The sequence below is a fragment of the Xanthomonas sacchari genome (assembly GCF_024266585.1).
In the GTDB taxonomy this organism is placed as follows: Bacteria; Pseudomonadota; Gammaproteobacteria; order Xanthomonadales; family Xanthomonadaceae; genus Xanthomonas_A; species Xanthomonas_A sacchari_C.
The window spans coordinates 4254295-4280001 of the sequence record NZ_CP100647.1 but is presented as its reverse complement, the minus strand read 5'-3'; the positions used below and the strand labels follow the sequence as shown (position 1 = coordinate 4280001).

The following is a 25707-nucleotide window of genomic DNA, read 5'->3' as shown; positions in this document are numbered from 1 at the left end:
TCTACCCTTGACCATGGAAAGCCCGTAGATGAGCGCCCAGCCCGGAACCCTGCATGTCGTCGCCACGCCGATCGGCAACCTCGCCGACCTGACGCCGCGCGCCCAGGAGACGCTGCGCACGGTGGCGGCGATCTGCGCCGAGGACACTCGCCGCAGCGGCCAGTTGCTGGCCCACTTCGGCATCGAGCGGCCGCTGCTTGCGCTGCACGAACACAACGAGGAGGCGCTGGCCCAGCGCATCGTCGCGCGGCTGCTGGAGGGCCAGTCGCTGGCCCTGGTCAGCGATGCCGGCACCCCGCTGGTCAGCGATCCGGGCTACCGCCTGGTGCGCGCGGCGCGCGCGGCCGGGGTGCGGGTCAGCCCGGTGCCCGGCGCCTGCGCGGCGATCGCCGCGCTCAGCGTGGCCGGCCTGCCCAGCGACCGCTTCGCCTTCGAGGGCTTCCTGCCGGCCAAGGCCTCGGCGCGCCGCGAGCGCCTGGCGCGGCTGGCCGGCGAGCCGCGCACCCTGGTGTTCTACGAAGCTTCGCACCGCATCGCCGAGTCCCTGGCCGACTGCTGCGCCGCCTTCGGCGACGCCCGCCCGGCGGTGCTGGCGCGCGAACTGACCAAGCTGTTCGAGACCGTGCTCGACGGCACCCTGGCCGACCTGCACGCCCGGGTCGAGGCCGACGACAACCAGCGCAAGGGCGAGTTCGTGCTGATGGTGCAGGGCGCCGGCGACGACGCCGATGCGCAGCTGGCCGAAGGCCGCCGCGTTTACGCCAAGCTCAGCGAGCACCTGCCGCCGTCCACCGCCGCCAAGCTGGCCGCCGAGCTGACCGGTGCTTCGCGCAAGGCCTTGTACGGTGGCTGAGGCGACACGAAACGCCCCGAGAGGAGCGATCGCCGGCCAGTTGTCCTAGGCGACCGCGCTGTTAGGCGACTTTTGAATAATCAAACCCTGCCTGTTCGGCCTCCCATCCCAGCATTGCCAAGCCGATGCTCTTGGGGACAGGCTTTTCGCCGCTGCGGTAGTAGGCGAGCATGCGCCGGCTCAGGCCCAATGCTTCGGCGGCCGAATCCAGCGTCATATCGTGGCGATGCATCCAGGCGATGATCTGCTGGTGGGAATAGTCACCGGCTTGCTCGATCGCGAGTGCGCGCAGGTTATCGCTGGCGAGCGCCAACTCGTCGTTGCCGCCGAAGATGACGCCGCGCTGCCATTCGTCGAGCGAGACCTTATGAAAGACATGCGGCAGCCGTGCCTTCTTCAGCGAGGGATGCGAGGCCAGAACGTCGCTGAGGTCGACGGTGCAAGTGAAGCCGTCGGCAAAGGTCAGCGCAAGTTCGCGCGCCGCGACTGCCTTCACCTTGGTAATGACGAATTGAGGTTGGTTCATGGATTCAATTCCTGCCATCGGGCGATGAGGGTGGCTTTGTTCGCCGCGGCCCATTCAAGCGCGGCACTCAATTCACGTCGGCTCAAGCGGCCGGAAAGCACCACCAGGGTGTCGATGACGATCAGGGCTTCCCGACCATCCCGGGTTCGGACGTGGAAGTGAGGCGGCAGATGGTCGGCCGCATACATCGTGACAACGCTGTTGGCGAAACGGACGATCGTCGGCATGTGCCGAACATAGTGCAATGATTGCACTTTCGCAAGGCGTGCCTGCTTGCAACGCGTCGGAGGCTAGAAGAACGTCACTCCCTACGAACGCCCGGCGCTCCACGCCCCCAGGGAGATCTTTGGAGTTTTCGACGTTTGGGAGAAAGTGGCGGAGCCGGCCGATAAGCCGGGTTCTGTCGTGGACAGTCATTCTTCTAGGCGCACCGTCACCGGTACGCTCAAGCAACCTACCCGGACCCGACGCGGGCCGCGCCATGAGGTCCCTATTTGGTCTTGCTCCAGGTGGGGTTTGCCGTGCCGGTCCGTTACCGGACTCGCGGTGCGCTCTTACCGCACCATTTCACCCTTACCGGCCTGCTTGCGCAGACGTAGGCGGTATCTTTCTGTTGCACTAGTCCGTCGGCTCGCGCCGCCCAGGCGTTACCTGGCACCTTGCCCTATGGAGCCCGGACTTTCCTCGGCATCCCCTCGCACCGAAATGCGCGGGGATGACGCGACTGTCTGGCCGACTCCGCCGCGCGCATTGTCGCATGTTAAGCCGGGACCCGGGAAAGCGATGGCGATGCGGACAGCCATGGTTGCCGTCGGCTGCATAGCCCATCACAGGTGCGGCTGCGGCATTTCCGGGTCCCCGGTCCCGGGCCCCGGGCCATGGTTTTCCAAGCGCGTCTCCCCCAGGAACACCCCGTCCGGGCCGAACCGGCGCTCGTGGATCCAGCCGTGGCCGGCGGCGTCCACCGCGACGATGGTGCTGGCGCGGGTGCCGTAGTCGTGGCCGCGGATGAAGGCCGGCGACAGCCGCCGTTCCAGGTCCGGACCGACCCCGGTGTCGGGCAGGTCGGCCGGATCGGCCAGGGTCGCGTCGGCCAGCGCCCGCCAGAGCGGCGCCAGGGCGTCGTCGCCGGCGGCGATCCAGGCGGTCACCGCCGCCTGCAGGCGCCGGGTCTTCGGCCAGGGCGCGTCCAGGGCGCCGTTGGACATGCCGTGGACGCCCGGTTCCAGGGCGCTGCGGCCTGGCGGATGGTTGCCCACGTAGGCGGCGCCGGCGGCATCGGCCAGCAGCAGGTTGAACGGCGGGTAGGCGTCGGCGCGCGCCGCCAGCGCGTCGGCGAAGGCCGCGGCCGGCTGCGCGCCGGTCAGGTAGTCGGCGATCAGGGCGCCGCGCGAGGCGCCGGACATCGAGGCCAGCGGGTCGCGCACGTTGGTGACCACGGCGCAGCGGCCGGCGTCGTCCAGCCCCACCCAGGTGCCGCCGGAACGCAGGTCGCGCCCAGCCAGCAGGCGCTGCGCCGGGGCCGGCCAGCGCTGCAGCGGCGCGGTCGGGCGGGCGTGGAACTCGTCGCGGTTGCCGACCAGCAGCAAGCGCCATCGCGGGTGCGCAGCGTGCGCGAGAACGACCAGACACATGCGTTGCAGTGTGCGCGCTTGCGCAAGCCGGCGCGAGCCCAGGCGCCATGTCGACGGGGGGTGACGGCCGCCTTAACGCCCCGTACACAGGCCTGAATTTCCGTTCAATCTCAAAATTTGAGACGAAACAGTAACTTGTGGATAAGCCTTGAACAAGTCTCTAAAGATCGTTGCAAACCATTGATCCCGCTAGCGATTTACCGCTCGCAAAGTTGTTGACAACCCGTTGCGCACTGCTAAGGTGGGCACTTGAGGGGAAACCGGGTTTTTTGTGGTTTTTCGTGGTTCAATGACCGCCCAGGCGGATTCGGAAAGGTGTAGGCGTCGTGTTTCAGGGCGAGACCGCAATCACTGTGGACGACAAGGGGCGTATGGCGGTTCCCACCGCGTACCGCGACCTTGTCGCGCGCGTGAGCGGCAATCGGCTGGTGCTGACCTACAACCCGTTCGAGGCCGGCTGTCTGTGGCTGTATGCCGAGAAGGAATGGGAGCGGGTCCGCGACGACGTCATGGCCAAGCCCAACACCCAGCGCGTGGTGCGGGTCCTGCAGCAGAAGCTGGTGGGTTCGTCGGCGGCGCTGGAGCTGGACGCCAACGCCCGCATCACCATCCCGCCGAGCCATCGCGCCGCGGTGGGCATTGAAAAGCGCGCCGTGCTGTTGGGCATGGGCGACAAGTTCGAACTGTGGAGCGAGCAGGCTCATCGCGCACTGATCCAGCAGACGTTGTCTGACGAGGATCTGGGCGATGGATTGCTCGATCTGAAGTTGTGAGTCGGGGTGTCCGGATGCGCGGACAGGCGCAGGCCGGTCACCTCCCGGTGTCGCAACCATCGGCGGCGCATGTGCCGGTGTTGTTCGCGCAGGTCATGGACGGGCTGCAGGTGATCGAGAACGGAACCTATCTGGATGGCACGTTCGGGCGTGGCGGACACGCGCGCGGGGTGCTGCACAACCTCGGCCCAGGAGGCCGGCTGCTGGTGATGGACAAGGATCCCGAGGCGATCGCCGAAGCCGAACATGCGTTCGGCGGCGACGCGCGCGTGTCCATTTATCGTGGCAGCTTCGCCGAGCTGGGCCAGTGGGACGCGGCCGCTGCCCTGGACGGGGTGCTGTTCGACCTGGGCGTGTCCTCGCCGCAGCTGGACGTGGCCGCGCGCGGCTTCTCCTTCGGCAAGGACGGCCCGCTGGACATGCGCATGGACCCGGACGCCGGCGAGAGCGCGGCGCAGTGGCTGGCGCGCGCCGAGGAGCGCGAGATCGCCGACGTGCTGTGGACCTACGGCGAAGAGCGGCAGAGCCGGCGCATCGCCCGCGCCATCGTCGCCCGCCGCGACAAGCAGCCGTTCACCCGCACCGCCGAACTGGCCGAGCTGATCGCCTCGGTGATGCCGCGCGGCGACAGCAAGACCCATCCGGCCACCCGCAGCTTCCAGGCCATCCGCATCCACATCAACCGCGAGCTGGCCGATCTGGAAACCGGCCTGGACGCGGCGCTGGCCCGGCTCAAGCCCGGCGGCCGCCTGGCGGTGATCAGCTTCCACTCGCTGGAAGACCGCATCGTCAAGCAGTTCATGCAGCGCCACGCCAAGGCCCCGCCGAGCAACCGCCGCCTGCCGGAGGCCACCCCCTTCGTACCGACCCTGCGCCTGCACGGCGGCGCGATCAAGGCCGACGCCGACGAACTGGCGGCGAACCCGCGCGCGCGCAGCGCGGTGTTGCGGGTGGCCGAGAAGCTGGGAATCGGGAATCGGGAATCGGGAATCGGTAGAAGCGAAAGCGAGAGCCGGCCTTCTGGCGCGGACGATTCCCGTGCGCAGGACACCAGCTTTTCCCCATTCCCCATTCCCGGTTCCCCATTCCCGCCGGCCCATGGCGCGCTCCACCGGAGCGCCCCATGAGCCGGCTGCTGCTGCTCGTGCTACTCGCCTGCACCATCGCCTCGGCGATCGGGGTGGTGTACATGCGCCATCGCCATCGCCAGTTGTTCGTGGAGTTGTCGCGGCTGGAGCACGACCGCGACGAGCTGAACATCGAATTCGGCCGGCTGCAGCTGGAGCAGGCGACCTGGGCCGAGAGCAATCGCGTCGACCAGGTCGCGCGCGAGCGGCTGGGGATGAAGTTCCCCGAGACCGGCGACATCGTGGTGGTACGGCCGTGAACAAGAGCGGCCGCAACCGTCCCCGCAGCAACTTCAACCTGCGCGGCCGCCTGGCGCTGGTCGGCGCGGCGCTGGGCCTGTGCTCGGTGACGCTGATCGGCCGTGCGGCCTACGTGCAACTGATCAACAGCGACTTCTACCAGCGCCAGGGCGAGGCGCGCTACCTGCGCGAACTGCCGATCGCTACCTCGCGCGGCATGATCACCGACCGCAACGGCGAGCCGTTGGCGGTGTCCACGCCGGTGGAGTCGATCTGGGTCAATCCGCAGGAACTGCTGCGCAGCCCGGACCGCATCCCGCAGCTGGCGCAGGCGCTGGAATTGCCGGTCGACGAACTGACCGCCAAGTTGTCGCAGAAGGCGGACAAGGAGTTCATGTACCTCAAGCGCCGGATCAATCCGGACAAGGCGCATGCGGTGGTCGCGCTGGGCATCCCCGGCGTGTTCTCGCAGCGCGAGTTCCGCCGCTTCTACCCGCAGGGCGAAGCGATGGCGCACGTGCTGGGCTTCACCAACATCGACGACCGCGGCCAGGAAGGGCTGGAGCTGGCGTTCGATTCCTGGCTGCGCGGCAAGCCGGGCGCCAAGCGGGTGATCCGCGACCGCAAGGGCGCGATCGTCGAGAGCATCGACCTGGTCAAGCCGGCGCAGCCGGGCAAGGACCTGACCCTGAGCATCGACCGCCGCATCCAGTTCCTGGCCTACAAGGAGCTGCGCAACGCGCTGGTCGAGAACAAGGCCGCCGGCGGCTCGATCGTGATCATGGACGTGGCCACCGGCGAGATCCTGGCCATGGTCAACCTGCCGACCTACAACCCCAACGCGGTCAACGGGGTCAACCCGGACGTGCGCCGCAACCGCGCGGTCACCGACCTGGTCGAGCCGGGCTCGACGATGAAGCCGCTGACCATCTCCACCGCGCTCAAGGCCGGGGTGGTGACCAAGGACACCCTGATCGACACCAACCCCGGCTACATGTCGGTGGGCCGCTTCACCATCAAGGACGTGCCGCGCAACAACGGCGTGCTGACCGTGACCGGGGTGATCACCCGCAGCTCCAACATCGGCGCGGCGAAGATCGCGGCCAAGCTGCCGGACCAGACCTTCTACGACCAGGTCCACAGCTACGGCTACGGCAGTTCCCCGCACAGCGGCTTCCCCGGCGAATCGGCCGGCGTGTTCCCGTCGCCGGCGCGCTGGAATGGTGCCTCCAAGACCACCATGTCCTACGGCTACGGCCTGTCGGTGACGCCGTTGCAGATCGCCCGCGCCTATTGCGCGCTGGGCAACGGTGGGCGCCTGGTCACCCCGACCTTCGTCAAGGGCCAGCACGAGGACAGCAAGCAGGTGCTGGACCCGGCGATCGCCAAGGAAGTGGTGGCGATGATGGAGACCGTGGTCACCCAGGGCGGCGCCAAGGGCGCGGCGATCCTGGGCTACCACGTCGCCGGCAAGACCGGCACCGCGCGCAAGGCCGGCCCCGGCGGCTACGAGCGCGGCCACTACAACGCGCTGTTCGCCGGCCTGGTGCCGGCGAGCAACCCGCGCTTTGCCACGGTCATCGTCATCAACGATCCGCAGGGCGCCAAGTACTACGGCGGCCTGGTCTCGGCGCCGGTGTTCCACAACGTGATGGAAGGAGCGCTGCGGCTGATGGACGTGCCGCCGGACGACATCCAGTCGTGGCTGGCTGCGCAGGCCGCCGGCAAGAGCGGCCATGCGCCGCCGCCGGCGCCGGTGGAGCCGGATCCGGCCATCGTGCCCGACGCCGCCGCCGAGGTCGATGCGGCGCTGCCCAGCGCGCGCGCCGTGGCGCCGCCGCCGGCCGCGTTGCCGGCGCCGCTGCAGGAGACCCGCCAGTGACCCGCGCCATGTCGCTGTCGCAACTGTTGCCCGGCGTGGCGCTGCCGCACGACGTGCGGGTGTCCGGGCTGGTCATGGACAGCCGCGCGGTGCGCCCGGGCGATGCCTTCGTGGCGATCGCCGGGTTCGGCGCGCACGGCCTGGGCTTCGTCGAGCAGGCGCGCGGCAACGGCGCCGTCGCCGTGCTGTACGAACCGCCGGCCCCGGCCGAGCTGCCGGCGCCGGCTGACGCGATCGCGGTGCCGGGCCTGCGCGCGCGCATGGGCGCGATGGCCGACCAGTTCCATGGCCATCCGTCGCAGACCATGACCATGGTCGGGGTCACCGGCACCAACGGCAAGACCTCCACCGTGCAGCTGCTGGCGCAGGCCTGGCACCTGCTGGGCACGCGCAGCGGCAGCATCGGCACGCTCGGCGCCGGCTTGTACGGGCAGGTGCAGCCGACCGGCTTCACCACGCCGCTGGTGCTGCCGCTGCACGCGCTGCTGGCGCAGCTGCGCGACGCCGGCGCGCAGGCGGTGGCGATGGAAGTCAGCTCACACGCGCTCGACCAGGGCCGCGTGGACGCCGTGCACTTCGACGTGGCGGTGTTCACCAACCTCACCCGCGACCATCTCGACTACCACGGCGACATGGCCGGCTACGGCGCGGCCAAGGCGCGCCTGTTCGCCACGCCGGGGCTGAAGTCGGCGGTGATCAACCTGGACGATGCGTTCGGCCGGCAACTGCTGGGCACGCTGGATCCGGCGCTGCGCCGCATCGCGGTCAGCTCGCGCGGCCACGACGGCGCCGACGTGCGCGCCGAGGCGTTGCACCTGGATGCGCGCGGCATCGGTTTCACCCTGGCGATCGGCGAGGAGCGGCATCCGCTGCAGTCGCCGTTGCTGGGCCGTTTCAACGTCGACAACCTGCTGGCGGTGGCCGGCGCGCTGCATGCGCTGGACGTGGCGCCGGTGCGCATCGCCGCTACCCTGGCGCAGCTGCAGCCGATCCGCGGGCGCATGAACCGGCTCGGCGGCAACGGCGCGCAGCCGCTGGTGGTGGTCGACTACGCACACACGCCCGACGCGCTGGAGCAGGCGCTGCAGAGCCTGCGCGCGCACGCGCAGGGCCGCATCACCTGCGTGTTCGGTTGTGGCGGCGAGCGCGATACCGGCAAGCGCCCGCAGATGGCGGCGATCGCGCAGCGCCTGGCCGAGCGCGTGGTGGTCACCGACGACAACCCGCGCGGCGAGGACGGCGACCGTATCGTCGCCGACATCCTGGCCGGCTTCGACGGCCTGCAGGCGGTGCAGGTGCAGCGCGACCGCGCGCAGGCGATCGCCATGGCCGTCGCCGACGCCGGCGCCGAGGACATCGTGCTGATCGCCGGCAAGGGCCACGAGCCCTACCAGGAGATCGCCGGCGTGCGCCATCCGTTCGACGACACCGAGGTCGCCGCGCAGGCCCTGCGCGCGCATGCGGCGGAGGCGGCCCGATGAAGCGCCTGCCGTTGTCGATGATCGCGCACTGGGCCGGCGCCGAACTGCACGGCGACGACGTGGCGATCGATGCGATCAGCCACGACACCCGCAGCTTGGCCGCCGGCAGCCTGTATGTGGCGCTGCGCGGCGAGCGTTTCGATGGCCACGCCTTCGTCGCCGATGCCGCCGCGCGCGGCGCCAGCGCCTTGCTGGTCGAGCGCGTGCAGCCGCAGATCGAGTTGCCGCAGATCGTCGCCGCCGACACCCAGCTGGCGCTGGCGCGGATCGCCGCCGGCATGCAGCGCGGCCGTGCCACCCGCGTGGCCGCGATCACCGGCAGCAACGGCAAGACCAGCGTCAAGGCGCTGCTGCTGGCGATCCTGCAGCATGCCTGCCGCATCGACGGCGGCAGCGTCTACGCCAACCCCGGCAACCGCAACAACGAGATCGGCCTGCCGCTGGCGGTGATCGAGGCGCCGGACGATGCCGACTACGCCATCTACGAAATGGGCGCCGGCAAGCCGGGCGACATCGCCTATCTCACCGACATCGCGCCGCCGCAGGTGTCGCTGGTCAACAACATCGCCGCCGCGCATCTGGAACGCATGCGCAGCCTGCTCGGCGTGGCGCAGACCAAGGGCGCCATCTACACCGCGCTGCCGGCCGACGGCACCGCGGTGATCAATGCCGACGACGCCTTCGGCCTGTGGTTCGAGCAGCGCCTGGCGACGGGCGAGGCGCGGCCGCAGGTGCTGCGCTTCGGCCTGCAGCCGGGCGCCGAGGTCGGTGCCGCGCAGGTGCGCATGGCCGCCGACCGCACCCAGTTCGTGCTGACCACCCCGCGCGGCGACGTCGAGGCGACACTGCCGTTGCCGGGCCGGCACAACCTGCAGAACGCCCTGGCCGCAGCCGCGCTGGCGCTGGCGCTGGGCGTGGCGCCGGCGCGCATCGCCGCCGGCCTGGCGCAGGTGCAGCCGGTGCCGGGCCGGCAGATCACCCACACGCTGCCCGACGGCGCGGTGCTGATCGACGACAGCTACAACGCCAACCCCGGCTCGCTGGCGGCGGCGATCGACGCCCTGGCCGCGGCCGGCGGCGAGCGCTGGCTGGTGCTGGGCGACATGCGCGAACTCGGCGCCGGCGCCGAGGCGCTGCACGCCAGCGGCGGGCGCCGCGCGCGCGATGCCGGGCTGACCCGGCTGTACGCGCTCGGCCCGCTCAGCGCCCACGCCGCGCAGGCGTTCGGCGAGAACGGCCGGGTGTTCGACAGCCACGCGGCGCTGATCCAGGCGCTGCAGCGCGATCTGGCCGCAGCAGCCGGGACCCGGGAACAGCAGGATCAAGAGCAGGAAGTGACGCAAATGCATGAGAACACCGGCGCGCCGTCCGTTGGCGCGCTTTCGCCGGTCCCGACCACGCTGCTGATCAAGGGCTCGCGCGGCAGCGCCATGGACACCGTGGTGCGCGCGCTGCTGAACCAGGCACAGGAGGCGCCGCATGCTGCTTGAACTGGCGCGCTGGCTGCAGCAGCTCGAAAGCATGTTCGGGCTGTTCGGCTACCTGACCTTCCGCGGCATCCTCGCGGCGCTGACCTCGCTGTTCCTGTCGCTGTGGCTGGGCCCGGCGGTGATCCGCAAGCTGGCGCAGTTCAAGGGCGGCCAGCCGATCCGCCAGGACGGCCCGCAGACCCACTTCTCCAAGGCCGGCACCCCGACCATGGGCGGTTCGCTGATCCTGCTCACCGTGCTGCTGTCGGTGCTGCTGTGGGGCGACCTGCGCAACCGCTACGTGTGGCTGGTGTTGGCGGTGATGCTGGCGTTCGGCGTGATCGGCTGGTACGACGACTGGATCAAGATCGTGCGCCGCGACCCGAACGGGTTGAAGTCGCGCTGGAAGTACCTGCTGCAGTCGATCTTCGGCCTGGCCGCGGGCCTGTTCCTGTACTACACCGCCGACGTGCCGGCGGCGATCACCTTCTACATCCCGATGTTCAAGTCGATCGCGCTACCGCTGGCCGGGATCAGCTTCGTCGCCATCGCCTACTTCTGGATCGTCGGCTTCTCCAACGCGGTCAACCTGACCGACGGCCTGGACGGCCTGGCGATCATGCCGACGGTGCTGGTGGCCTGCGCGCTGGGCGTGTTCGCCTATGCCTCGGGCAACGCGGTGTTCTCCGCCTACCTGAAGATCCCCACCATTCCCGGCGCTGGCGAACTGATCATCATCTGCGCGGCGATCGCCGGCGCGGGCCTGGGCTTTCTGTGGTTCAACACCTACCCGGCGATGGTGTTCATGGGCGACATCGGCGCGCTGGCGCTGGGCGCGGTGCTCGGCACCATCGCGGTGATCGTGCGCCAGGAACTGGTGCTGGTGATCATGGGCGGCGTGTTCGTCATCGAGACCCTGTCGGTGATGATCCAGGTCGCCTCGTTCAAGCTCACCGGCAAGCGCGTGTTCCGCATGGCGCCGATCCACCACCACTTCGAGCTGAAGGGCTGGCCGGAGCCACGGGTGATCGTGCGCTTCTGGATCATTTCGGTGGTGCTGGTGCTGGTCGGCCTGGCCACGTTGAAGGTGCGCTGATGAACGACGCTGCCCGCCAAGCGACCCGCCTGGAGGCCATCGGTGGCCGCTACGACCCGTGGCTGCTCGGCGCCGCGGTGGCGCTGGCGTCGCTGGGCGTGGTGATGGTCGGCTCCAGTTCGATCGAGCTGACCACCAGCCCGTTCTACTACCTGAGCCGCCACTTGCTGTTCCTGGCCGGCGGCATCGGCCTGGCGTTCTGGGCGATGCGCACCGAGCTGAAGAACATCGAGCAGTACAACCAGTTGCTGCTGCTGGCCTGCTTCGGCCTGCTGCTGGTGGTGTTCGTGCCCGGCCTGGGCAGCACCGTCAACGGCGCGCGGCGCTGGATCAACCTGGGCATCTCGCGCTTCCAGACCGTGGAAGCGGTGAAGGTGCTGTACATCGTGTGGCTGTCCAGCTACCTGGTGCGCTTCCGCGACGAGGTCAACGCGACCTGGCCGGCGATGCTCAAGCCGCTGGGCGTGGCGGTGGCGCTGGTCGGCCTGCTGCTGCTGCAGCCGGACTTCGGCTCCTCCACGCTGCTGCTGGCGATCACCGCCGGCATGCTGGTGCTGGGCGGGGTGAACCTGCCGCGCATGTCGATGCCGATCGTGATCGGTCTGCCGGTGTTCGCCTTCATCGCGATCCTCGAGCCGTACCGCCTGCGCCGCATCACCTCCTTCCTGGATCCGTGGGCCGACCAGCTCGGTTCCGGCTACCAGTTGTCCAACGCGCTGATGGCGGTGGGTCGCGGCGAACTGTTCGGGGTCGGCCTGGGCGGCTCGGTGCAGAAGCTCAACTATCTGCCGGAAGCGCATACCGACTTCATCTTCTCGGTCATCGCCGAAGAGCTGGGTTTCGTCGGCGTGTGCCTGATCATCTCGCTGTACGCGCTGCTGGTCGGCCGTGCGTTCTGGCTGGGCATGCGCTGCGTGGAAATGAAGCGCCACTTCTCCGGCTACATCGCCTTCGGCATCGGCCTGTGGATCAGCCTGCAGAGCTTCGTCTCGGTCGGCGTGAACCTGGGCATCCTGCCGACCAAGGGCCTGACCCTGCCGCTGATCTCCGCCGGCGGTTCCAGCGTGCTGATGACCTGCGTGGCGATGGGCCTGCTGCTGCGCGTGTCCTACGAACTCAACCGCGCCGAGCGCCAGGTGGCGCTGGTGCGCAGCGACGCGGCGATGCCGGTCAAGCAGACCGTGGACAACGCCGAGGACCTGCACGCCGCGCGCGAGGCCAGCGCCAGCGCGGTCGCCGCGGCGATCCAGGGCGCCCCGGGGCGCGGCACCAGCCGCATGCAGCCGCGGGTCGAACCCACGTTCGGGAGGCTCGGATGAGCGCCTCGGCGTCTGCCTCCGCTCCCGCCTCCGCCGCACCGGTGATGATCCTCGCCGGCGGCACCGGCGGACACATCTTCCCCGCGCTGGCCGTGGCCAAGGTGCTGCGCGCGCGCGGCGTGCCGGTGGTGTGGCTGGGCGCGGCCGGGCGCATGGAAACGCGGCTGGTGCCGGAGCACGGCATCGAGCTGGACACCATCGAGATCGGTGGACTGCGCGGCAAGGGCGCACTGGCCCTGTTCGGCGCGCCGATGCGGGTGATGCGCGCGGTGCGCGCCGCCGGCTTCGTGCTGCGCCGGCGTGCGCCGCGCGCGGTGATCAGCTTCGGCGGCTTCGCGGCCGGTCCCGGTGGCCTGGCCGCGCGGCTGCTCAAGCTGCCGCTGCTGGTGCACGAACAGAACCGTGCGCCAGGCCTGACCAACAAGGTGCTGGCGCGGGTCGCACGACGCGTGCTGACCGGCTTCCCCGGCAGCTTCGCCACGCGCGAGGAAGCGGTGGGCAACCCGGTGCGCGCCGAGATCGCCGCGCTGGCGCCGCCGGCGCAGCGCCTGGCCGCGCGCCACGGCGCGCCGCGGCTGCTGGTGCTGGGCGGCAGCCAGGGCGCACGCGTGCTCAACCAGGCGTTGCCGCAGGCGCTGGCCGCGCTCGGCGTGGCCGTCGAGGTGCGCCACCAGTGCGGCGAAGCGCTGCGCGAGGAAGCCGCGCGCGCCTACGCCGACGCCGGCGTCGCCGCCAGCGTCGAAGCCTTCATCGGCGACATGGCCGGTGCCTACGCCTGGGCCGACCTGGTGGTGTGCCGCGCCGGCGCCTCGACCCTGGCCGAACTGTGCGCGGTCGGCATCGGCAGCGTGCTGGTGCCGTTCGCCGCCGCCGTCGACGACCACCAGACCCGCAACGCCGAATACCTGGTCGAGCGCGGCGCCGCCGTGCTGCTGAAGCAGGACGACGCCCTCGCCGACCACCTGCAGCGCGTGCTGCGCGACCTGCTGGCGCAGCCCGCGCAGCGCCTGGCGATGGCCGAGGCCGCACGCCAGCTGGCCAAGCCGGATGCGGCCGAGCGGATTGCGGACATCGTCTTGGAAGAGGCCGGGAGTGGTGAATCGGGAATGGGGAATGGGTACAAGCACAATCAAGGGCAGACGCACGCAGTGACACACGCAGACACGAACACGCGGCAGGCGCGGATCGCCGCCAGCGCTTCGCTTTTCCCCATTCCCGATTCCCGATTCCCCAATCCCGCCTCCGCAGGAGGCCGCCCGTGATCCGCCGCCTCCACGACACCGGCGATCTGGTCCGCGCGTTCCCGCGCGTGCATTTCGTCGGCATCGGCGGTACCGGCATGAGCGGCATCGCCGAGGTCATGCTGACCCTGGGCTATGAGGTCTCCGGCTCGGACAACGCCGACAACGCCGCCACCCGGCGCCTGGTCAAGCTCGGCGCGCGGGTGATGCGCGGGCACTCGGCGGCCAACGTGCTCGGCACCGACTGCGTGGTGGTGTCCAGCGCGATCCGCGAGGACAACCCGGAACTGATGGAGGCGCGCAGCCAGCGCATTCCGATCATGCCGCGCGCGGCGATGCTGGCCGAGCTGATGCGCTTCCGCCGCGGCATCGCGGTGGCCGGCACCCACGGCAAGACCACCACCACCAGCCTGGCCGCGGCGGTGCTCAGCGAAGGCGGGCTGGACCCGACCTTCGTGATCGGCGGGCAGCTGCTCGCCGCCGGCGCCAACGCCAAGCTCGGCGGCGGCCAGTGGCTGGTGGCCGAGGCCGACGAGAGCGACGGCAGCTTCCTGCGCCTGAATCCGCTGATCTCGGTCATCACCAACATCGATGCCGATCATCTGGAGAACTACGGCAACGACTTCGCGCGGGTCCAGGCGGCGTTCGCCGAGTTCCTGCAGCGCCTGCCGTTCTACGGCCTGGCGGTGCTGTGCATCGACGATCCGGAAGTGGCCGCGCTGGCGGCGAAGACGCCGCGCCACGTGATGAGCTACGGCCTCAGCGAGAACGCCGACGTGCGCGCCGAGGACGTGGTCCAGGACGGCCCGCGCATGCGCTTCACCCTGCGCCTGCCGGAAGGCAGCAGCATCCCGGTGACCCTGGCGCTGCCGGGCCGCCACAACGTGCTCAACGCGCTGGCCGCCGCCGCCATCGGCTGGCAGCTGGGCGTGGCGCCGGAGGCGATCGCCAGCGCCCTGCAGGGCTTCGCCGGCATCGGCCGCCGCTTCAACGACCTGGGCGAAGTGACCACCGCCGGCGGCGCGCGCGTGCGCGTGGTCGACGACTACGGCCACCATCCGCGCGAACTGGCCGCGGTGTTCGCCGCCGCCCGCGGCGGCTGGCCGGACAAGCGCCTGGTGGTCGCGTTCCAGCCGCATCGCTACAGCCGCACCCGCGACCAGTTCGACGCCTTCGCCGCGGTGCTGTCGGAAGTGGACGCGCTGGTGCTCAGCGAGGTCTACCCGGCCGGCGAGGCGCCGATCCCCGGTGCCGACGCGCGCTCGCTGGCGCGCGCGATCCGCGCGCGCGGCCGCAGCGAACCGGTGGTGGTCGGCCAGGTCGGCGAACTCGACCGCGTGCTGCCGGACGTGCTGCAGGACGGCGACCTGCTGCTGATGATGGGGGCGGGCGACATCGGCTACGTCGCCCAGCACATCGCCCAGCACGGCTTCGCCGGCGGAGCGGACGCATGAGCGCGCAGACCCTGCCGCCGCCGCGCGTCACCGACCCGGCCGTGTTCGGCCGCGTCGCCGTGCTGCTCGGCGGCACCTCCAGCGAACGCGAGGTGTCGCTGAACTCCGGCGCCAACGTGCTGGAGGCGCTGCGCAGCCGCGGCGTCGACGCGCAGCCGGTGGACGGCATTCCTGCGCTGCTCGAGCGCATCCGCGCCGGCGCGGTGGACCGCGTGTTCAACATCCTGCACGGCGGCGACGGCGAGAACGGCGTGCTGCAGGGTCTGCTGCGCGCCCTGCAGGTGCCGTTCACCGGCCCCGACGTGCTCGGCAGCGCGCTGACCCTGGACAAGATCCGCACCAAGCAGGTGTGGATCGCCGCCGGCCTGCCGACCCCGGGCTTCGCCCGCATCGACGCGCAGGCCGACCTGGCCGCGGCGGCCGCCGCGCTGGGCTATCCGCTGTTCGTCAAGCCGGCCTGCGAAGGCTCCAGCGTCGGCGTGTTCCGCGTCCTGTCCGAGGCCGACCTGGCGCCGGTGCGCGCCTTCGCCGCCGACTACCGCGGCGAACTGCTGATGGAGCAGATGGTGCAGGGCGAGGAATACACCGTCGGCATCCTCGGCGACGTCGCGCTGCCGTCGATCCGCATCGTCCCGGCCGGCGACTGGTACGACTACCACGCCAAGTACATCGCCGAGGACACCCAGTACCTGTGCCCGGGCATGGAGGGCGAGGACGAGACGCAGATCCGCCGGCTGGCCCTGCAGGCCTTCGCCGCGGCCGGCTGCAGCGGCTGGGGCCGCGTGGACGTGATGCGCGACCGCGTGCGCGGCCTGCAGCTGATCGAGGTCAACACCGCCCCGGGCATGACCAGCCACTCGCTGGTGCCCAAGGCCGCGGCGCAGCTGGGCGTGGATTTCGCCGGCCTGTGCTGGCGCATCCTGGAGCAGACGCTGTGAAGCCGGGAATCGGGAATCGGGAATGGGGTATCGGCAAGAGCGGTGCCGCGTGCGCGGCCGCTTGTGCTTTGCCCATTCCCCATTCCCGATTCCCCATTCTCGCGCACCGGACGGTGCGCCCATGAACGCCTCCCTGCGCATCCTCGCCTGGCTGCTGGCGCTGGCGCTGGTCGCGCTGCCGATCGTGGCCGTGCTCAACGGTTGGGTCGGCGCCGAGCGCTGGCCGTTGAGCCGGCTGCAGGTCAGCGGCGACTTCAAGCGCGTGTCCGCCGAGCAGTTGCGCCAGGTGGTGCTGCCGTACGCGCGCCGCGGCTTCTTCGCGGTGCGCCTGCAGGATGCGCAGAACGCGATCGAGCGGCTGCCTTGGGTGGAGAGCGCGCGGGTGCGCAAGCGCTGGCCGGACGTGCTGGAAGTGCGCGTCACCGAGCACCGCCCGTTCGCGCGCTGGGGCGCGGACCGCATGCTGTCCGAGCAGGGCCGCATCTTCGCCCTGCCCAACGAACTGCGCGACGTGGCGCTGCCGCACCTGGCCGGCCCCGACGCCAAGGCCGCCGACGTGGTCGCGCTGTACAACGCCTCGCGCGCGCTGTTCGCGCCGGTCGGTTTGCCGGTGCAGGGCGTGGCGCTGGACGCGCGCGGCAGCTGGTCGCTGGCGCTGGGCAATGGCGTGCAGGTGGTGGTCGGGCGCGACGACGCGCGCGCGCGCCTGGAGCGCTTCGCCCGGGTGCTGCCGCAACTGCTGCAGCCGGGCCAGCCGCCGCTGGCGCGCGCCGATCTTCGTTACACCAACGGATTCACGGTGGCATGGGTACCCGAGAGCAAAGAGCCGAGTAAGGAGCCGGGCAAGGAGAAGAAACCAGCGGCGCCGCCCCAGCCCACGCGCCATGCGGCACTGGTCGATCCACCATCCCCTCGCGCGCACCCGCTCTTCTCTATTCCCTATTCCCGATTCTCTATTCCCGGCTCCAAGACATGAACCGCAAAGGCGACAAATCCCTCATCGTTGGACTGGACATCGGCACCTCCAAGGTCGTCGCGCTGGTCGGCGAATACTCGCCCGGCAATCCGATCGAGGTGATCGGCATCGGTTCGCACGAATCGCGCGGGCTCAAGCGCGGCGTGGTGGTGGACATCGAATCCACCGTGCAGTCGATCCAGCGCGCGATCGAGGAAGCCGAGCTGATGGCCGGCTGCGAGATCCGCTCGGTGTACGCGTCGATCTCCGGCAACCACGTGCAGTGCAAGAACTCGCCGGGCATCGTCCCGATCCGCGACGGCGAGGTGACCTGGAACGACCTGGACCGCGTGCTGGAAGCGGCCAAGGCGGTGGCGATCCCGGCCGACCAGCGCATCCTCCACGCGATCCCGCGCGAGTACGTGCTGGACGATTCGCAGGAAGGCATCCGCAACCCGGTCGGCATGACCGGCGTGCGCCTGGAGGTGCACGCGCACCTGGTGGTGTGCGCGCAGTCGGCCGCGGCCAACATCAGCAAGTGCGTGCAGCGCTGCGGCCTGCAGGTGGACGATCTGATCCTGTCCTCGCTGGCGTCCTCGGTGGCGGTGCTGACCGCCGACGAGCGCGAACTGGGCGTGGTGCTGGTGGACATGGGCGCCGGCACCACCGACCTGGCGGTGTTCGTGCAGGGCGCGATCTGCCACACCGCCTCGCTGCCGATCGCCGGCGACCACGTCACCAACGACATCGCGCACATGCTGCGCACGCCGACCCCGGAAGCCGAGCAGATCAAGGTGCGCTACGCCTGCGCGCTGGCGCAGCTGGCCACCGCCGAGGAAAGCATCCAGGTGCCCAGCGTCGGCGACCGCCCGCCGCGGCGCATGCCGCGGCATTCGCTGGCGCAGGCGGTGCAGGGCCGCTACGAGGAGATCTTCGAGATGGTGCAGGCCGAACTGCGCCGCTCCGGCTTCGAGGAACTGGTGCGCGCCGGCATGGTGCTGACCGGCGGCGCCTCGAAGATGGAAGGCGTGGTCGAACTGGCCGAGGAAATGGTGCAGATGCCGGTGCGCGTGGGCATTCCCCAGCACGTCACCGGCCTGGGCGAGGTGGTCGGCAATCCGGTCCACGCCACCGGCGTGGGCCTGCTGCTGATGGGCAGCCAGATCGAACACCCGCGCCGCCCGTCGCTGCCGACCGGCCGCGCCGGCAGCTTGTTCAAGAAATTGAAGAACTGGTATCGCGGCGAGTTTTGAGGGCCGGGAATGGCGAACCGGGAATTGGGAATGGGTAAGTGCAAAAGCAAAAGCGGTGCTGCGGTGAGATAGGTGGAGAGCGGTGAGGGGTAGATAGGTGTGGTTTTTTTGTAGTTCCGCTGAGGAACAGGTGCCGGGCTGGAGACGCTGTTGCGATTCCCCATTCCCGGTTCCCCATTCCCAGCTTCCAAACAACAACACTCGCCGAAATGCGGGTGTCGGGACAGCGAACGGAGCGATCCGATTCCCCATTCCCGATTCCCCATTCCCGGCTCAAAGAGGAAACGGACATGGCGCATTTCGAACTGATTGAAAAGATGGCACCCAATGCAGTGATCAAGGTGGTCGGCGTGGGCGGCGGCGGCGGCAACGCGGTCGCGCACATGGTCAGCAGCAGCGTGGACGGCGTGGAGTTCATCACCGCCAACACCGACTCGCAGGCGATCAAGAACTGCGGCGCCAAGCTGCAGCTGCAGCTCGGCACCAACGTCACCAAGGGCCTGGGCGCGGGCGCGAACCCGGAAGTCGGCCGCCAGGCCGCGCTGGAAGACCGCGAGCGCATCATGGACGCGCTGCAGGGCGCGGACATGGTGTTCATCACCGCCGGCATGGGCGGCGGCACCGGTACCGGCGCGGCGCCGGTGGTGGCGCAGCTGGCCAAGGAAATGGGCATCCTGACCGTAGCCGTGGTCACCAAGCCGTTCCCGTTCGAAGGCCGCCGCCGCATGCAGGTGGCGCTGAAGGGCATCGAGGAACTGAGCCAGCACTGCGACTCGCTGATCACCATTCCCAACGAGAAGCTGATCACCGTGCTCGGCCGCAACGCCACCATGATCCAGGCGTTCCGCGCCGCCAACGACGTGCTGCAGGGCGCGGTGCAGGGCATCGCCGACCTGATCGTGCGTCCGGGCCTGATCAACGTCGACTTCGCCGACGTGCGCACGGTGATGTCGGAAATGGGCCTGGCGATGATGGGCACCGGCTCGGCCCGCGGCGACGACCGCGCGCAGGCCGCGGCCGAAGCGGCGATCCAGAACCCGCTGCTGGACGACGTCAACCTGGCCGGCGCCAACGGCATCCTGGTCAACATCACCGCCGGCCCGGACTTCACCATGGCCGAGTTCGACGAGATCGGCCGCACCATCGAGGGCTTCTCCTCCGAGGACGCCACCGTGGTGGTCGGCACCGTGCTGGATCCGGACATGCAGGACGAAGTGCGCGTGACCGTGGTCGCCACCGGCCTGAACCGCGCGGTGTCGCGCCAGTCGCAGCGTCCGGAGCAGCGCGCGCCGATCAAGCTGGTGCGCAACGCCACCACCGGCCAGCCGGAGTTCGGCGACTTCGACCACGGCGGCGACGCCGTGTCCAAGGCGGTCGGCGGTGCGATGGGCCTGGGCCTGCGCCGTCCGAGCGGCGACGGCATGGGCGCGGCGGCGTCCGCCCCGGCACCGGCCGCGGCCGACCTGCCGAGCGACTACCTGGATATTCCGGCGTTCCTGCGCCGCCAGGCCGACTGATGCCGTCCCTGGCGCAGCCGTCCGGCTTGCGGATGGGCCTGCCCGGCCATCCATGGCCGGGCGCGGGGCCGCTCGCGAAGCGGTGCTTCGCAAGCAAGCGGCCCGCCCTGCGCCGCCAGGCCGACTGAGGTCGACGTGTCATCGGCCGGCGTGCGCGCCGGCCCGCAACACGCAACACCGCCGTCCGGGAGCGCCTCCCTGGCCGGCGTGCCGTGTCCCTTGCTGCCGGGTCCCCGCGACCCGGCAGGTTTTTGCGACGGCGACGCCGGCACGGGCCAGCGTTGCACCCATGGGATGCTGTGACCGCTTTGTTAAAATTTGGCTAAACGCGTGATATTCTCGTTGTCTGTTCAGTTCCCGTGCGAACAGACGTTTCCAGACTGTCTGCCATGACCCAGCAACGCACTCTCAAGAACACGATCCGCGCCACCGGCGTGGGCCTGCACAGCGGCGACAAGGTCTACATGACCCTGCGCCCCGCACCGGCCGACCACGGCATCGTGTTCCGGCGCGTGGACCTGGATCCGGCGGTGGACGTGCCGGCCGATGCCGAGCTGGTCACCGAGACCACGCTGTGCACCGGCCTGAGCCGCGGCCAGGCCAAGATCCAGACCGTGGAACACCTGATGTCGGCGATGGCCGGCCTCGGCGTGGACAACGCGATCGTCGAACTGTCCTCGGCCGAGCTGCCGATCATGGACGGCTCGGCCGGTCCGTTCGTGTTCCTGCTGCAGTCGGCGGGCATCGTCGAGCAGGACAAGGCCAAGCGCTTCATCCGCATCAAGCGCGAGGTGGAAGTGCGCGACGGCGACAAGGTCGCCCGCTTCATGCCGTACGACGGCGGCTACAAGCTCGGTTTCACCATCCAGTTCGACCACCCGATGATCCCGGCCAAGCAGTCGCGCCAGGAGATCGAGTTCTCGACGATGGCCTACATCAAGGAAATCTCCCGCGCGCGCACCTTCGGCTTCATGCGCGACCTGGAGTACATGCGCGAACGCAACCTGGGCCTGGGCGGGTCGATGGACAACGCCATCGTGCTCGACGAGTTCCGCGTGCTCAACGACGACGGCCTGCGCTACGCCGACGAGTTCGTGCGCCACAAGATCCTCGATGCGATCGGCGACCTGTACCTGGCCGGCGGCGCGATCCTGGGTGCTTACGAGGGCTACAAGTCCGGCCACGCGCTCAACAACAAGCTGGTCCGCGCGCTGCTCGCCGAGCAGGCGGCCTGGGAATGGGTCAGCTTCGAATCCGCCGCGCAGCAGGCGCCGGTGGCCTATGGGGCGGCGGCTTACGCCTGAACCCATTCAGCCCGGCCGATCGGCCGGGTCGGTATCACGGAATCGGCAATCGGCCGTTCCTTCTTTTTCCCTTAACGTCGATTTAACGAATCGATAACGACCTGACGCCCGGCGCCCGCTAGGATGCGTCGGTCGCGGCGTGTCTACGTACGTCGACGGCCGCGGTCGGAGCCCGTGGTCGCATCGGGCGTTGCGGAGCCAACGTCTTGCAGGGAAGCCAGGGCCTCGCGCAAACCCTTGTGCGTGGCCGCGGACACCGGAGCTGGCGTGCTTCTTGCCTGATGCATTGGGGAATGCGCGGGCGCAGTCGCCGTCTTGACGGTCACTTTGGTGGCTTTCAGCCCGAGGGAACGGGCCGCAGCAAGGATGTCGGCCTCGGCCAGCCTGACCCGGGCGTGCCAGACCGGAGACTCAACGAGAAAAACGAGCTGTTCGCCGTTCACATTGGCCAACCGGCAACGGGAGGCCAGGTTCGGCGGCAGATGGGGGCGTAACTGCCGGTCCAGCGCGTCGAGCCACAAGGCGCGGCGCAACGGGTCGCCCGCCTTGTCCGCCAGTGCGGCGTCCAACGCCGGCTGCGGCGTAGCGGTATGGCCTTCGCCGGACTTTCGCTTAGACATGAAAACTCATATGACGTTCAAGAAGATCGTAATCCGTTCCAGTGAAAAGGGGGTCAAAACGTTGCCGTGGCGATTGCGCGAGTACGCCGATCGTCGCCCCCTCGCCGCGCTCGGTGCGGTGCTCGGCCTCGGCATGGTACTCGGCATCGGCGTCGGCGCCGCGGCGGGGTGGGGTGGTTCGGCGCAGATGCGCGCCAAGCTGGAGCGGCAGGACCAGGAGCTGGCGCAGGTGCGCCGCGACGCGCAGACCCAGGTCAACGCCCTGGCGGCGCGGCTGGGCGAGCTGCAGGCGCAGGCGACCCGGCTCAACGCGCTCGGCGAGCGCCTGACCCGCATGGGCAAGTTGCAGGACGGCGAGTTCGATTTCGACCAGCCGGTCGGCGTCGGCGGCGGCGACGACGAACCCAGCCACGACATGCCCGCGCAGCAGCTGGGCAAGGAACTGGACGGGCTGCAGCAGAAGTTCGCCACCTCCGGCCAGCAGTTGTCGGTGCTCGAGTCGCTGCTGTTCGACCACCAGTTGGACCAGAACGCGGTGCCTTCGCGGATGCCGATCCGCAACAGCTACATCACCTCGGCCTTCGGCGGCCGCGCCGATCCGTTCGGCCGCGGCACCGGCAACCACAAGGGCATCGACTTCCACGCCAACGTCGGCGACCCGGTGCTGGCGGTGGCCGACGGCGTGGTCAGCTACTCCGGGGTGCGCGGCGGCTACGGCAACGTGGTCGAGGTCGACCACGGCAACGGCTATGTCACCCGCTACGCGCACAATTCGCGGCTGTCGGTGAAGGTCGGCGACCTGGTGCGGGCCGGCCAGGAAGTGGCCAAGGCCGGCTCCACCGGCCGTTCCACTGGCGCCCACGTGCATTTCGAGGTGTGGAAGGACGGGGTGGTGGTGAACCCGGCCAAGTTCCTCGGCGATGGCGCCATCCCGGTGGGCCGCCGCGGCCGCGGTTGAGCCGCGCCGGGGGCGGCGTGGCGGCGCTTGAATCGCCGGGCGCCGCCCCAAGCTACAATGTGCTTTGCCATCGACAGGGCGCCTCGCGCCCTGTTTCGTTTGCGGCCCGTCGATTCCATGGGGGATCGGGCCGTAGAGGCGTTCCTTTCCAACCGGTTCCTTCAATGATCAACAGTCTGCTTACTCGCGTTTTCGGTAGCCGCAACGAGCGCCAACTGCGCCAGCTCCACCGTATCGTCGCCAAGATCAATGCGCTGGAGCCGGAGATGGAGCAGCTCTCCGACGAGCAGCTGCAGGCCAAGACCCCGGAACTGCGCGGCCGCATCGCCGGCGGCGAGACCCTGGACAAGGTGCTGCCGGAAGCGTTCGCGGTCTGCCGTGAGGCCAGTCGACGCGTGCTGGGCATGCGCCACTACGACGTGCAGTTGATCGGCGGCATGGTCCTGCACCTGGGCAAGATCGCGGAAATGCGCACCGGCGAGGGCAAGACCCTGGTCGCTACGCTGCCGGTGTACCTCAACGCGCTGGAAGACAAGGGCGTGCACGTGGTCACCGTCAACGACTACCTGGCGCGCCGCGACGCCGCGCAGATGGGCAAGCTGTACAACTGGCTGGGCCTGAGCGTCGGCGTGGTGTACCCGGGCATGCCGCACAGCGACAAGCACGCCGCCTATGCCGCCGACATCACCTACGGCACCAACAACGAATTCGGCTTCGACTACCTGCGCGACAACATGGCGCTGTCCAAGGCCGACCGTTTCCAGCGCGGGCTCAACTACGCCATCGTCGACGAGGTCGACTCGATCCTGATCGACGAAGCGCGCACGCCGCTGATCATTTCCGGCCCGGCCGACGAGTCGCCGGAGCTGTACATCCGCGTCAATCGCATCGTGCCGCAGCTGGTCAAGCAGGAGTCGGAAGAGGGCGAGGGCGACTTCTGGGTCGACGAGAAGGGCAAGCAGGTGCACCTGTCCGAAGCGGGCATGGAGCACGCCGAAGAACTGCTGCGCGCCGCCGGCATCCTTGCCGACGAGGAAGACCGCCTGTACGGCGCGCAGAACCTGAGCGTGGTCCACCACCTCAACGCGGCGCTGCGCGCGCACGCCATCTACCAGCGCGACGTCGACTACATCGTGCGCGACGGCGAGGTGGTCATCGTCGACGAGTTCACCGGCCGCACCCTGCCGGGCCGGCGCTGGTCCGACGGCCTGCACCAGGCGGTGGAGGCGAAGGAAGGCGTGCCGGTGCAGCGCGAGAACCAGACGCTGGCCAGCATCACCTTCCAGAACCTGTTCCGCATGTACAAGAAGCTGTCCGGCATGACCGGTACGGCCGACACCGAAGCCTACGAGTTCCAGAGCATCTACGGCCTGGAAGTGGTGGTGATCCCGACCAACCGCCCGACCATCCGCAAGGACTGGCCGGACCAGGTGTTCCTCAACCGCCAGGGCAAGTTCAACGCGGTGCTGGCCGATATCGAGGACTGCGCCAAGCGCGGCCAGCCGGTGCTGGTCGGCACCACCTCGATCGAGACCTCGGAGATGCTGTCCGAGCACCTGCGCAAGGCCGGCGTGAAGCACGAGGTACTCAACGCCAAGCAGCACGAACGCGAGGCGCAGATCGTCGCCAACGCCGGCCAGCCGGGCGCGGTGACCATCGCCACCAACATGGCCGGCCGCGGTACCGACATCGTGCTCGGTGGCTCGCTGGAAGCCGAACTGCACGCGCTGGGCGAGGAGCCGGACGAGGCGACGCGCGCGCGCCTGAAGGCGGCCTGGCAGGAGCGCCACGACGCGGTCAAGGCCGCCGGCGGCCTGCACATCATCGGCACCGAGCGGCATGAGTCGCGGCGTATCGACAACCAGCTGCGCGGCCGTTCCGGCCGCCAGGGCGACCCGGGTTCCTCGCGCTTCTACCTGTCGCTGGAAGACAACCTGATGCGCATCTTCGCCTCCGACTGGGTGCAGAAGGCGATGCGCATGATGGGCATGAAGGAAGACGACGTCATCGAGGACAAGCTGGTCAGCCGGCAGATCGAGAAGGCGCAGCGCAAGGTCGAGGCGCACAACTTCGACATCCGCAAGAACCTGCTCGACTTCGACGACGTCAACAACGACCAGCGCAAGGTGATCTACGCCCAGCGCGACGAGCTGCTGGACGCCGAGTCGGTGAAGGAGAACGTCGACGGCATCCGCGACGACGTGATCTACGACCTGGTGTCGCGCTTCGTGCCGCCGAACTCGGTGGACGACCAGTGGGACCTGGCGGGCCTGGAAGCCACGCTGGCCAGCGAACTGGGCCTGTCGCTGTCGATCAGCGAGCTGGTCAAGCGCCAGGAGGAACTGGACGCGGACGGCATCGTCGAGAAGGTGCGTGAGGAAGTGGACCGCCATTTCCGCGAGAAGGAATCGGCGATCGGCAGCGAGACCATGCGCGCGCTGGAGAAGCACGTGATGCTCACCGTGCTCGACCAGAGCTGGAAGGAGCACCTGGCGCGGATGGACTACCTGCGCCAGGGCATCCACCTGCGCGGCTACGCGCAGAAGCAGCCCAAGCAGGAATACAAGAAGGAAGCCTTCGAGCTGTTCTCGGAGATGCTGGAGCACGCCAAGCGCGAAGTGGTGACCCTGCTGGCGCGGGTGCGCATCCGCAGCGAGGAGGAAGTGGCGGCGCTGGAGGCGCAGGAACGCCAGCAGGTGGAGGCGCAGCTGCGCCAGGCGCAGTTCCAGCACCAGGACGCCGGCGGTTACAGCGCCGACGAGGAAGCCGAGCAGGTGCAGGGTGGCGGCGCAGCGGCCCCGACCGTGGCGCAGGTGACCCGCGAGGCGCCGAAGGTCGGCCGCAACGATCCGTGCCCCTGCGGCAGCGGCAAGAAGTACAAGCACTGCCACGGCCAGCTGAGCTGAGCGCGCTGCTGCGCGATCGCGCAGCAGCCTCGCGGTTGGCGTCGCAGACTCGGCGCGCCCCTAGCTGAAGGGGCCGTGTCCCGAACGCGCTGCCGGCATTGCCCACGCTTTTGCGAACCGCCCCGCCTCGCGCAGGGCGTTCTGTTTCTGGGAGGGACGCG

The 25707-nt window shown here is 69.5% G+C and carries 22 protein-coding genes and 1 other RNA gene; 18 read left to right on the top strand and 5 right to left on the bottom strand.

Going from position 1 to position 25707, the window contains the following annotated elements:
• Nucleotides 1-28: 28 nt before the first annotated feature.
• A complete protein-coding gene (gene rsmI / locus NKJ47_RS17995; RefSeq protein WP_254459112.1) occupies nucleotides 29-853 on the top strand; it encodes a 16S rRNA (cytidine(1402)-2'-O)-methyltransferase in 825 nt (274 codons plus the stop codon).
• Nucleotides 854-914: 61 nt separating this feature from the next.
• On the opposite strand, the gene NKJ47_RS17990 is transcribed toward rsmI, so the two are convergent.
• From NKJ47_RS17990 to NKJ47_RS17975, 4 genes are all read right to left on the bottom strand, one after another.
• Nucleotides 915-1379, bottom strand: coding sequence for a DUF2442 domain-containing protein (locus NKJ47_RS17990; protein ID WP_254459111.1), 465 nt, complete (start codon nucleotides 1377-1379; stop codon nucleotides 915-917).
• Complete coding sequence (locus NKJ47_RS17985) at nucleotides 1376-1606, bottom strand: DUF4160 domain-containing protein (RefSeq protein WP_254459110.1); 231 nt, start codon at nucleotides 1604-1606, stop codon at nucleotides 1376-1378. The genes NKJ47_RS17990 and NKJ47_RS17985 overlap by 4 nt, the downstream gene beginning before the upstream one ends.
• Nucleotides 1607-1752: 146 nt before the next feature.
• Nucleotides 1753-2119, bottom strand: an RNA gene (gene rnpB, locus NKJ47_RS17980) — RNase P RNA component class A.
• Between the two features lie 87 nt (nucleotides 2120-2206).
• On the bottom strand, nucleotides 2207-3013 hold the full coding sequence (locus tag NKJ47_RS17975) for an NRDE family protein (protein WP_254459109.1): 807 nt from the start codon (nucleotides 3011-3013) through the stop codon (nucleotides 2207-2209).
• A gap of 326 nt (nucleotides 3014-3339) precedes the next feature.
• Here NKJ47_RS17975 and mraZ point away from each other — a divergent pair, with 326 nt between their 5' ends.
• The 15 genes from mraZ (at nucleotide 3340) to lpxC (ending at nucleotide 21062) form a co-directional block, all read left to right on the top strand.
• Nucleotides 3340-3786, top strand: coding sequence for a division/cell wall cluster transcriptional repressor MraZ (gene mraZ / locus NKJ47_RS17970; protein WP_026144304.1), 447 nt, complete (start codon nucleotides 3340-3342; stop codon nucleotides 3784-3786).
• 14 nt (nucleotides 3787-3800) lie between these two features.
• Complete coding sequence (gene rsmH / locus NKJ47_RS17965) at nucleotides 3801-4913, top strand: 16S rRNA (cytosine(1402)-N(4))-methyltransferase RsmH (protein ID WP_254461464.1); 1113 nt, start codon at nucleotides 3801-3803, stop codon at nucleotides 4911-4913.
• A complete protein-coding gene (ftsL, locus tag NKJ47_RS17960) occupies nucleotides 4910-5173 on the top strand; it encodes a cell division protein FtsL (protein ID WP_254459108.1) in 264 nt (87 codons plus the stop codon). The genes rsmH and ftsL overlap by 4 nt, the downstream gene beginning before the upstream one ends.
• On the top strand, nucleotides 5170-7035 hold the full coding sequence (locus NKJ47_RS17955) for a peptidoglycan D,D-transpeptidase FtsI family protein (protein WP_254459107.1): 1866 nt from the start codon (nucleotides 5170-5172) through the stop codon (nucleotides 7033-7035). The genes ftsL and NKJ47_RS17955 overlap by 4 nt, the downstream gene beginning before the upstream one ends.
• Nucleotides 7036-7043: 8 nt before the next feature.
• Nucleotides 7044-8516, top strand: a complete 1473-nt coding sequence (locus tag NKJ47_RS17950; protein WP_429002550.1) for a UDP-N-acetylmuramoyl-L-alanyl-D-glutamate--2,6-diaminopimelate ligase — start codon at nucleotides 7044-7046, stop codon at nucleotides 8514-8516.
• The gene (locus tag NKJ47_RS17945) at nucleotides 8513-10006 is read left to right on the top strand and encodes a UDP-N-acetylmuramoyl-tripeptide--D-alanyl-D-alanine ligase (protein WP_254459105.1); all 1494 of its coding nucleotides are present in this window, start codon (nucleotides 8513-8515) and stop codon (nucleotides 10004-10006) included. The genes NKJ47_RS17950 and NKJ47_RS17945 overlap by 4 nt, the downstream gene beginning before the upstream one ends.
• On the top strand, nucleotides 9996-11081 hold the full coding sequence (gene mraY / locus NKJ47_RS17940) for a phospho-N-acetylmuramoyl-pentapeptide-transferase (RefSeq protein ID WP_010344435.1): 1086 nt from the start codon (nucleotides 9996-9998) through the stop codon (nucleotides 11079-11081). The genes NKJ47_RS17945 and mraY overlap by 11 nt, the downstream gene beginning before the upstream one ends.
• Nucleotides 11081-12400, top strand: coding sequence for a putative lipid II flippase FtsW (gene ftsW, locus NKJ47_RS17935; protein ID WP_209032373.1), 1320 nt, complete (start codon nucleotides 11081-11083; stop codon nucleotides 12398-12400). Before mraY ends, ftsW begins: the two co-directional genes overlap by 1 nt.
• Nucleotides 12397-13662 carry an undecaprenyldiphospho-muramoylpentapeptide beta-N-acetylglucosaminyltransferase gene (gene murG, locus NKJ47_RS17930; RefSeq protein ID WP_254459104.1) on the top strand — a complete coding sequence of 422 codons (1266 nt, stop codon included), beginning with the start codon at nucleotides 12397-12399 and terminating at the stop codon, nucleotides 13660-13662. The genes ftsW and murG overlap by 4 nt, the downstream gene beginning before the upstream one ends.
• A complete protein-coding gene (murC, locus tag NKJ47_RS17925) occupies nucleotides 13659-15095 on the top strand; it encodes a UDP-N-acetylmuramate--L-alanine ligase (RefSeq protein ID WP_254459103.1) in 1437 nt (478 codons plus the stop codon). The genes murG and murC overlap by 4 nt, the downstream gene beginning before the upstream one ends.
• A complete protein-coding gene (locus tag NKJ47_RS17920; RefSeq protein WP_254459102.1) occupies nucleotides 15092-16033 on the top strand; it encodes a D-alanine--D-alanine ligase in 942 nt (313 codons plus the stop codon). The genes murC and NKJ47_RS17920 overlap by 4 nt, the downstream gene beginning before the upstream one ends.
• A 121-nt stretch (nucleotides 16034-16154) precedes the next feature.
• A complete protein-coding gene (locus tag NKJ47_RS17915) occupies nucleotides 16155-17009 on the top strand; it encodes a cell division protein FtsQ/DivIB (protein WP_254459101.1) in 855 nt (284 codons plus the stop codon).
• On the top strand, nucleotides 17006-18241 hold the full coding sequence (gene ftsA / locus NKJ47_RS17910; RefSeq protein ID WP_010340121.1) for a cell division protein FtsA: 1236 nt from the start codon (nucleotides 17006-17008) through the stop codon (nucleotides 18239-18241). The genes NKJ47_RS17915 and ftsA overlap by 4 nt, the downstream gene beginning before the upstream one ends.
• A gap of 290 nt (nucleotides 18242-18531) precedes the next feature.
• A complete protein-coding gene (gene ftsZ / locus NKJ47_RS17905; protein ID WP_254459100.1) occupies nucleotides 18532-19758 on the top strand; it encodes a cell division protein FtsZ in 1227 nt (408 codons plus the stop codon).
• 389 nt (nucleotides 19759-20147) lie between these two features.
• Entirely contained in the window at nucleotides 20148-21062 is a 915-nt protein-coding gene (gene lpxC / locus NKJ47_RS17900) for a UDP-3-O-acyl-N-acetylglucosamine deacetylase (protein WP_254459099.1), read from the top strand.
• Nucleotides 21063-21205: 143 nt separating this feature from the next.
• Here lpxC and NKJ47_RS17895 read toward each other — a convergent pair whose 3' ends face one another.
• Nucleotides 21206-21682: a DUF721 domain-containing protein gene (locus NKJ47_RS17895; RefSeq protein WP_254459098.1), complete on the bottom strand. Its 477-nt coding sequence runs from the start codon at nucleotides 21680-21682 to the stop codon at nucleotides 21206-21208.
• A 10-nt stretch (nucleotides 21683-21692) separates the two neighbouring features.
• On the opposite strand from NKJ47_RS17895, the gene NKJ47_RS17890 reads away from it, so the two are divergent.
• Both NKJ47_RS17890 and secA read left to right on the top strand, forming a co-directional pair.
• Nucleotides 21693-22640 (top strand): M23 family metallopeptidase, encoded by a 948-nt coding sequence (locus NKJ47_RS17890; RefSeq protein WP_254459097.1) that lies wholly within the window; start codon nucleotides 21693-21695, stop codon nucleotides 22638-22640.
• Between the two features lie 164 nt (nucleotides 22641-22804).
• Nucleotides 22805-25546, top strand: coding sequence for a preprotein translocase subunit SecA (secA, locus tag NKJ47_RS17885; protein WP_254459096.1), 2742 nt, complete (start codon nucleotides 22805-22807; stop codon nucleotides 25544-25546).
• Nucleotides 25547-25707: the final 161 nt, after the last annotated feature.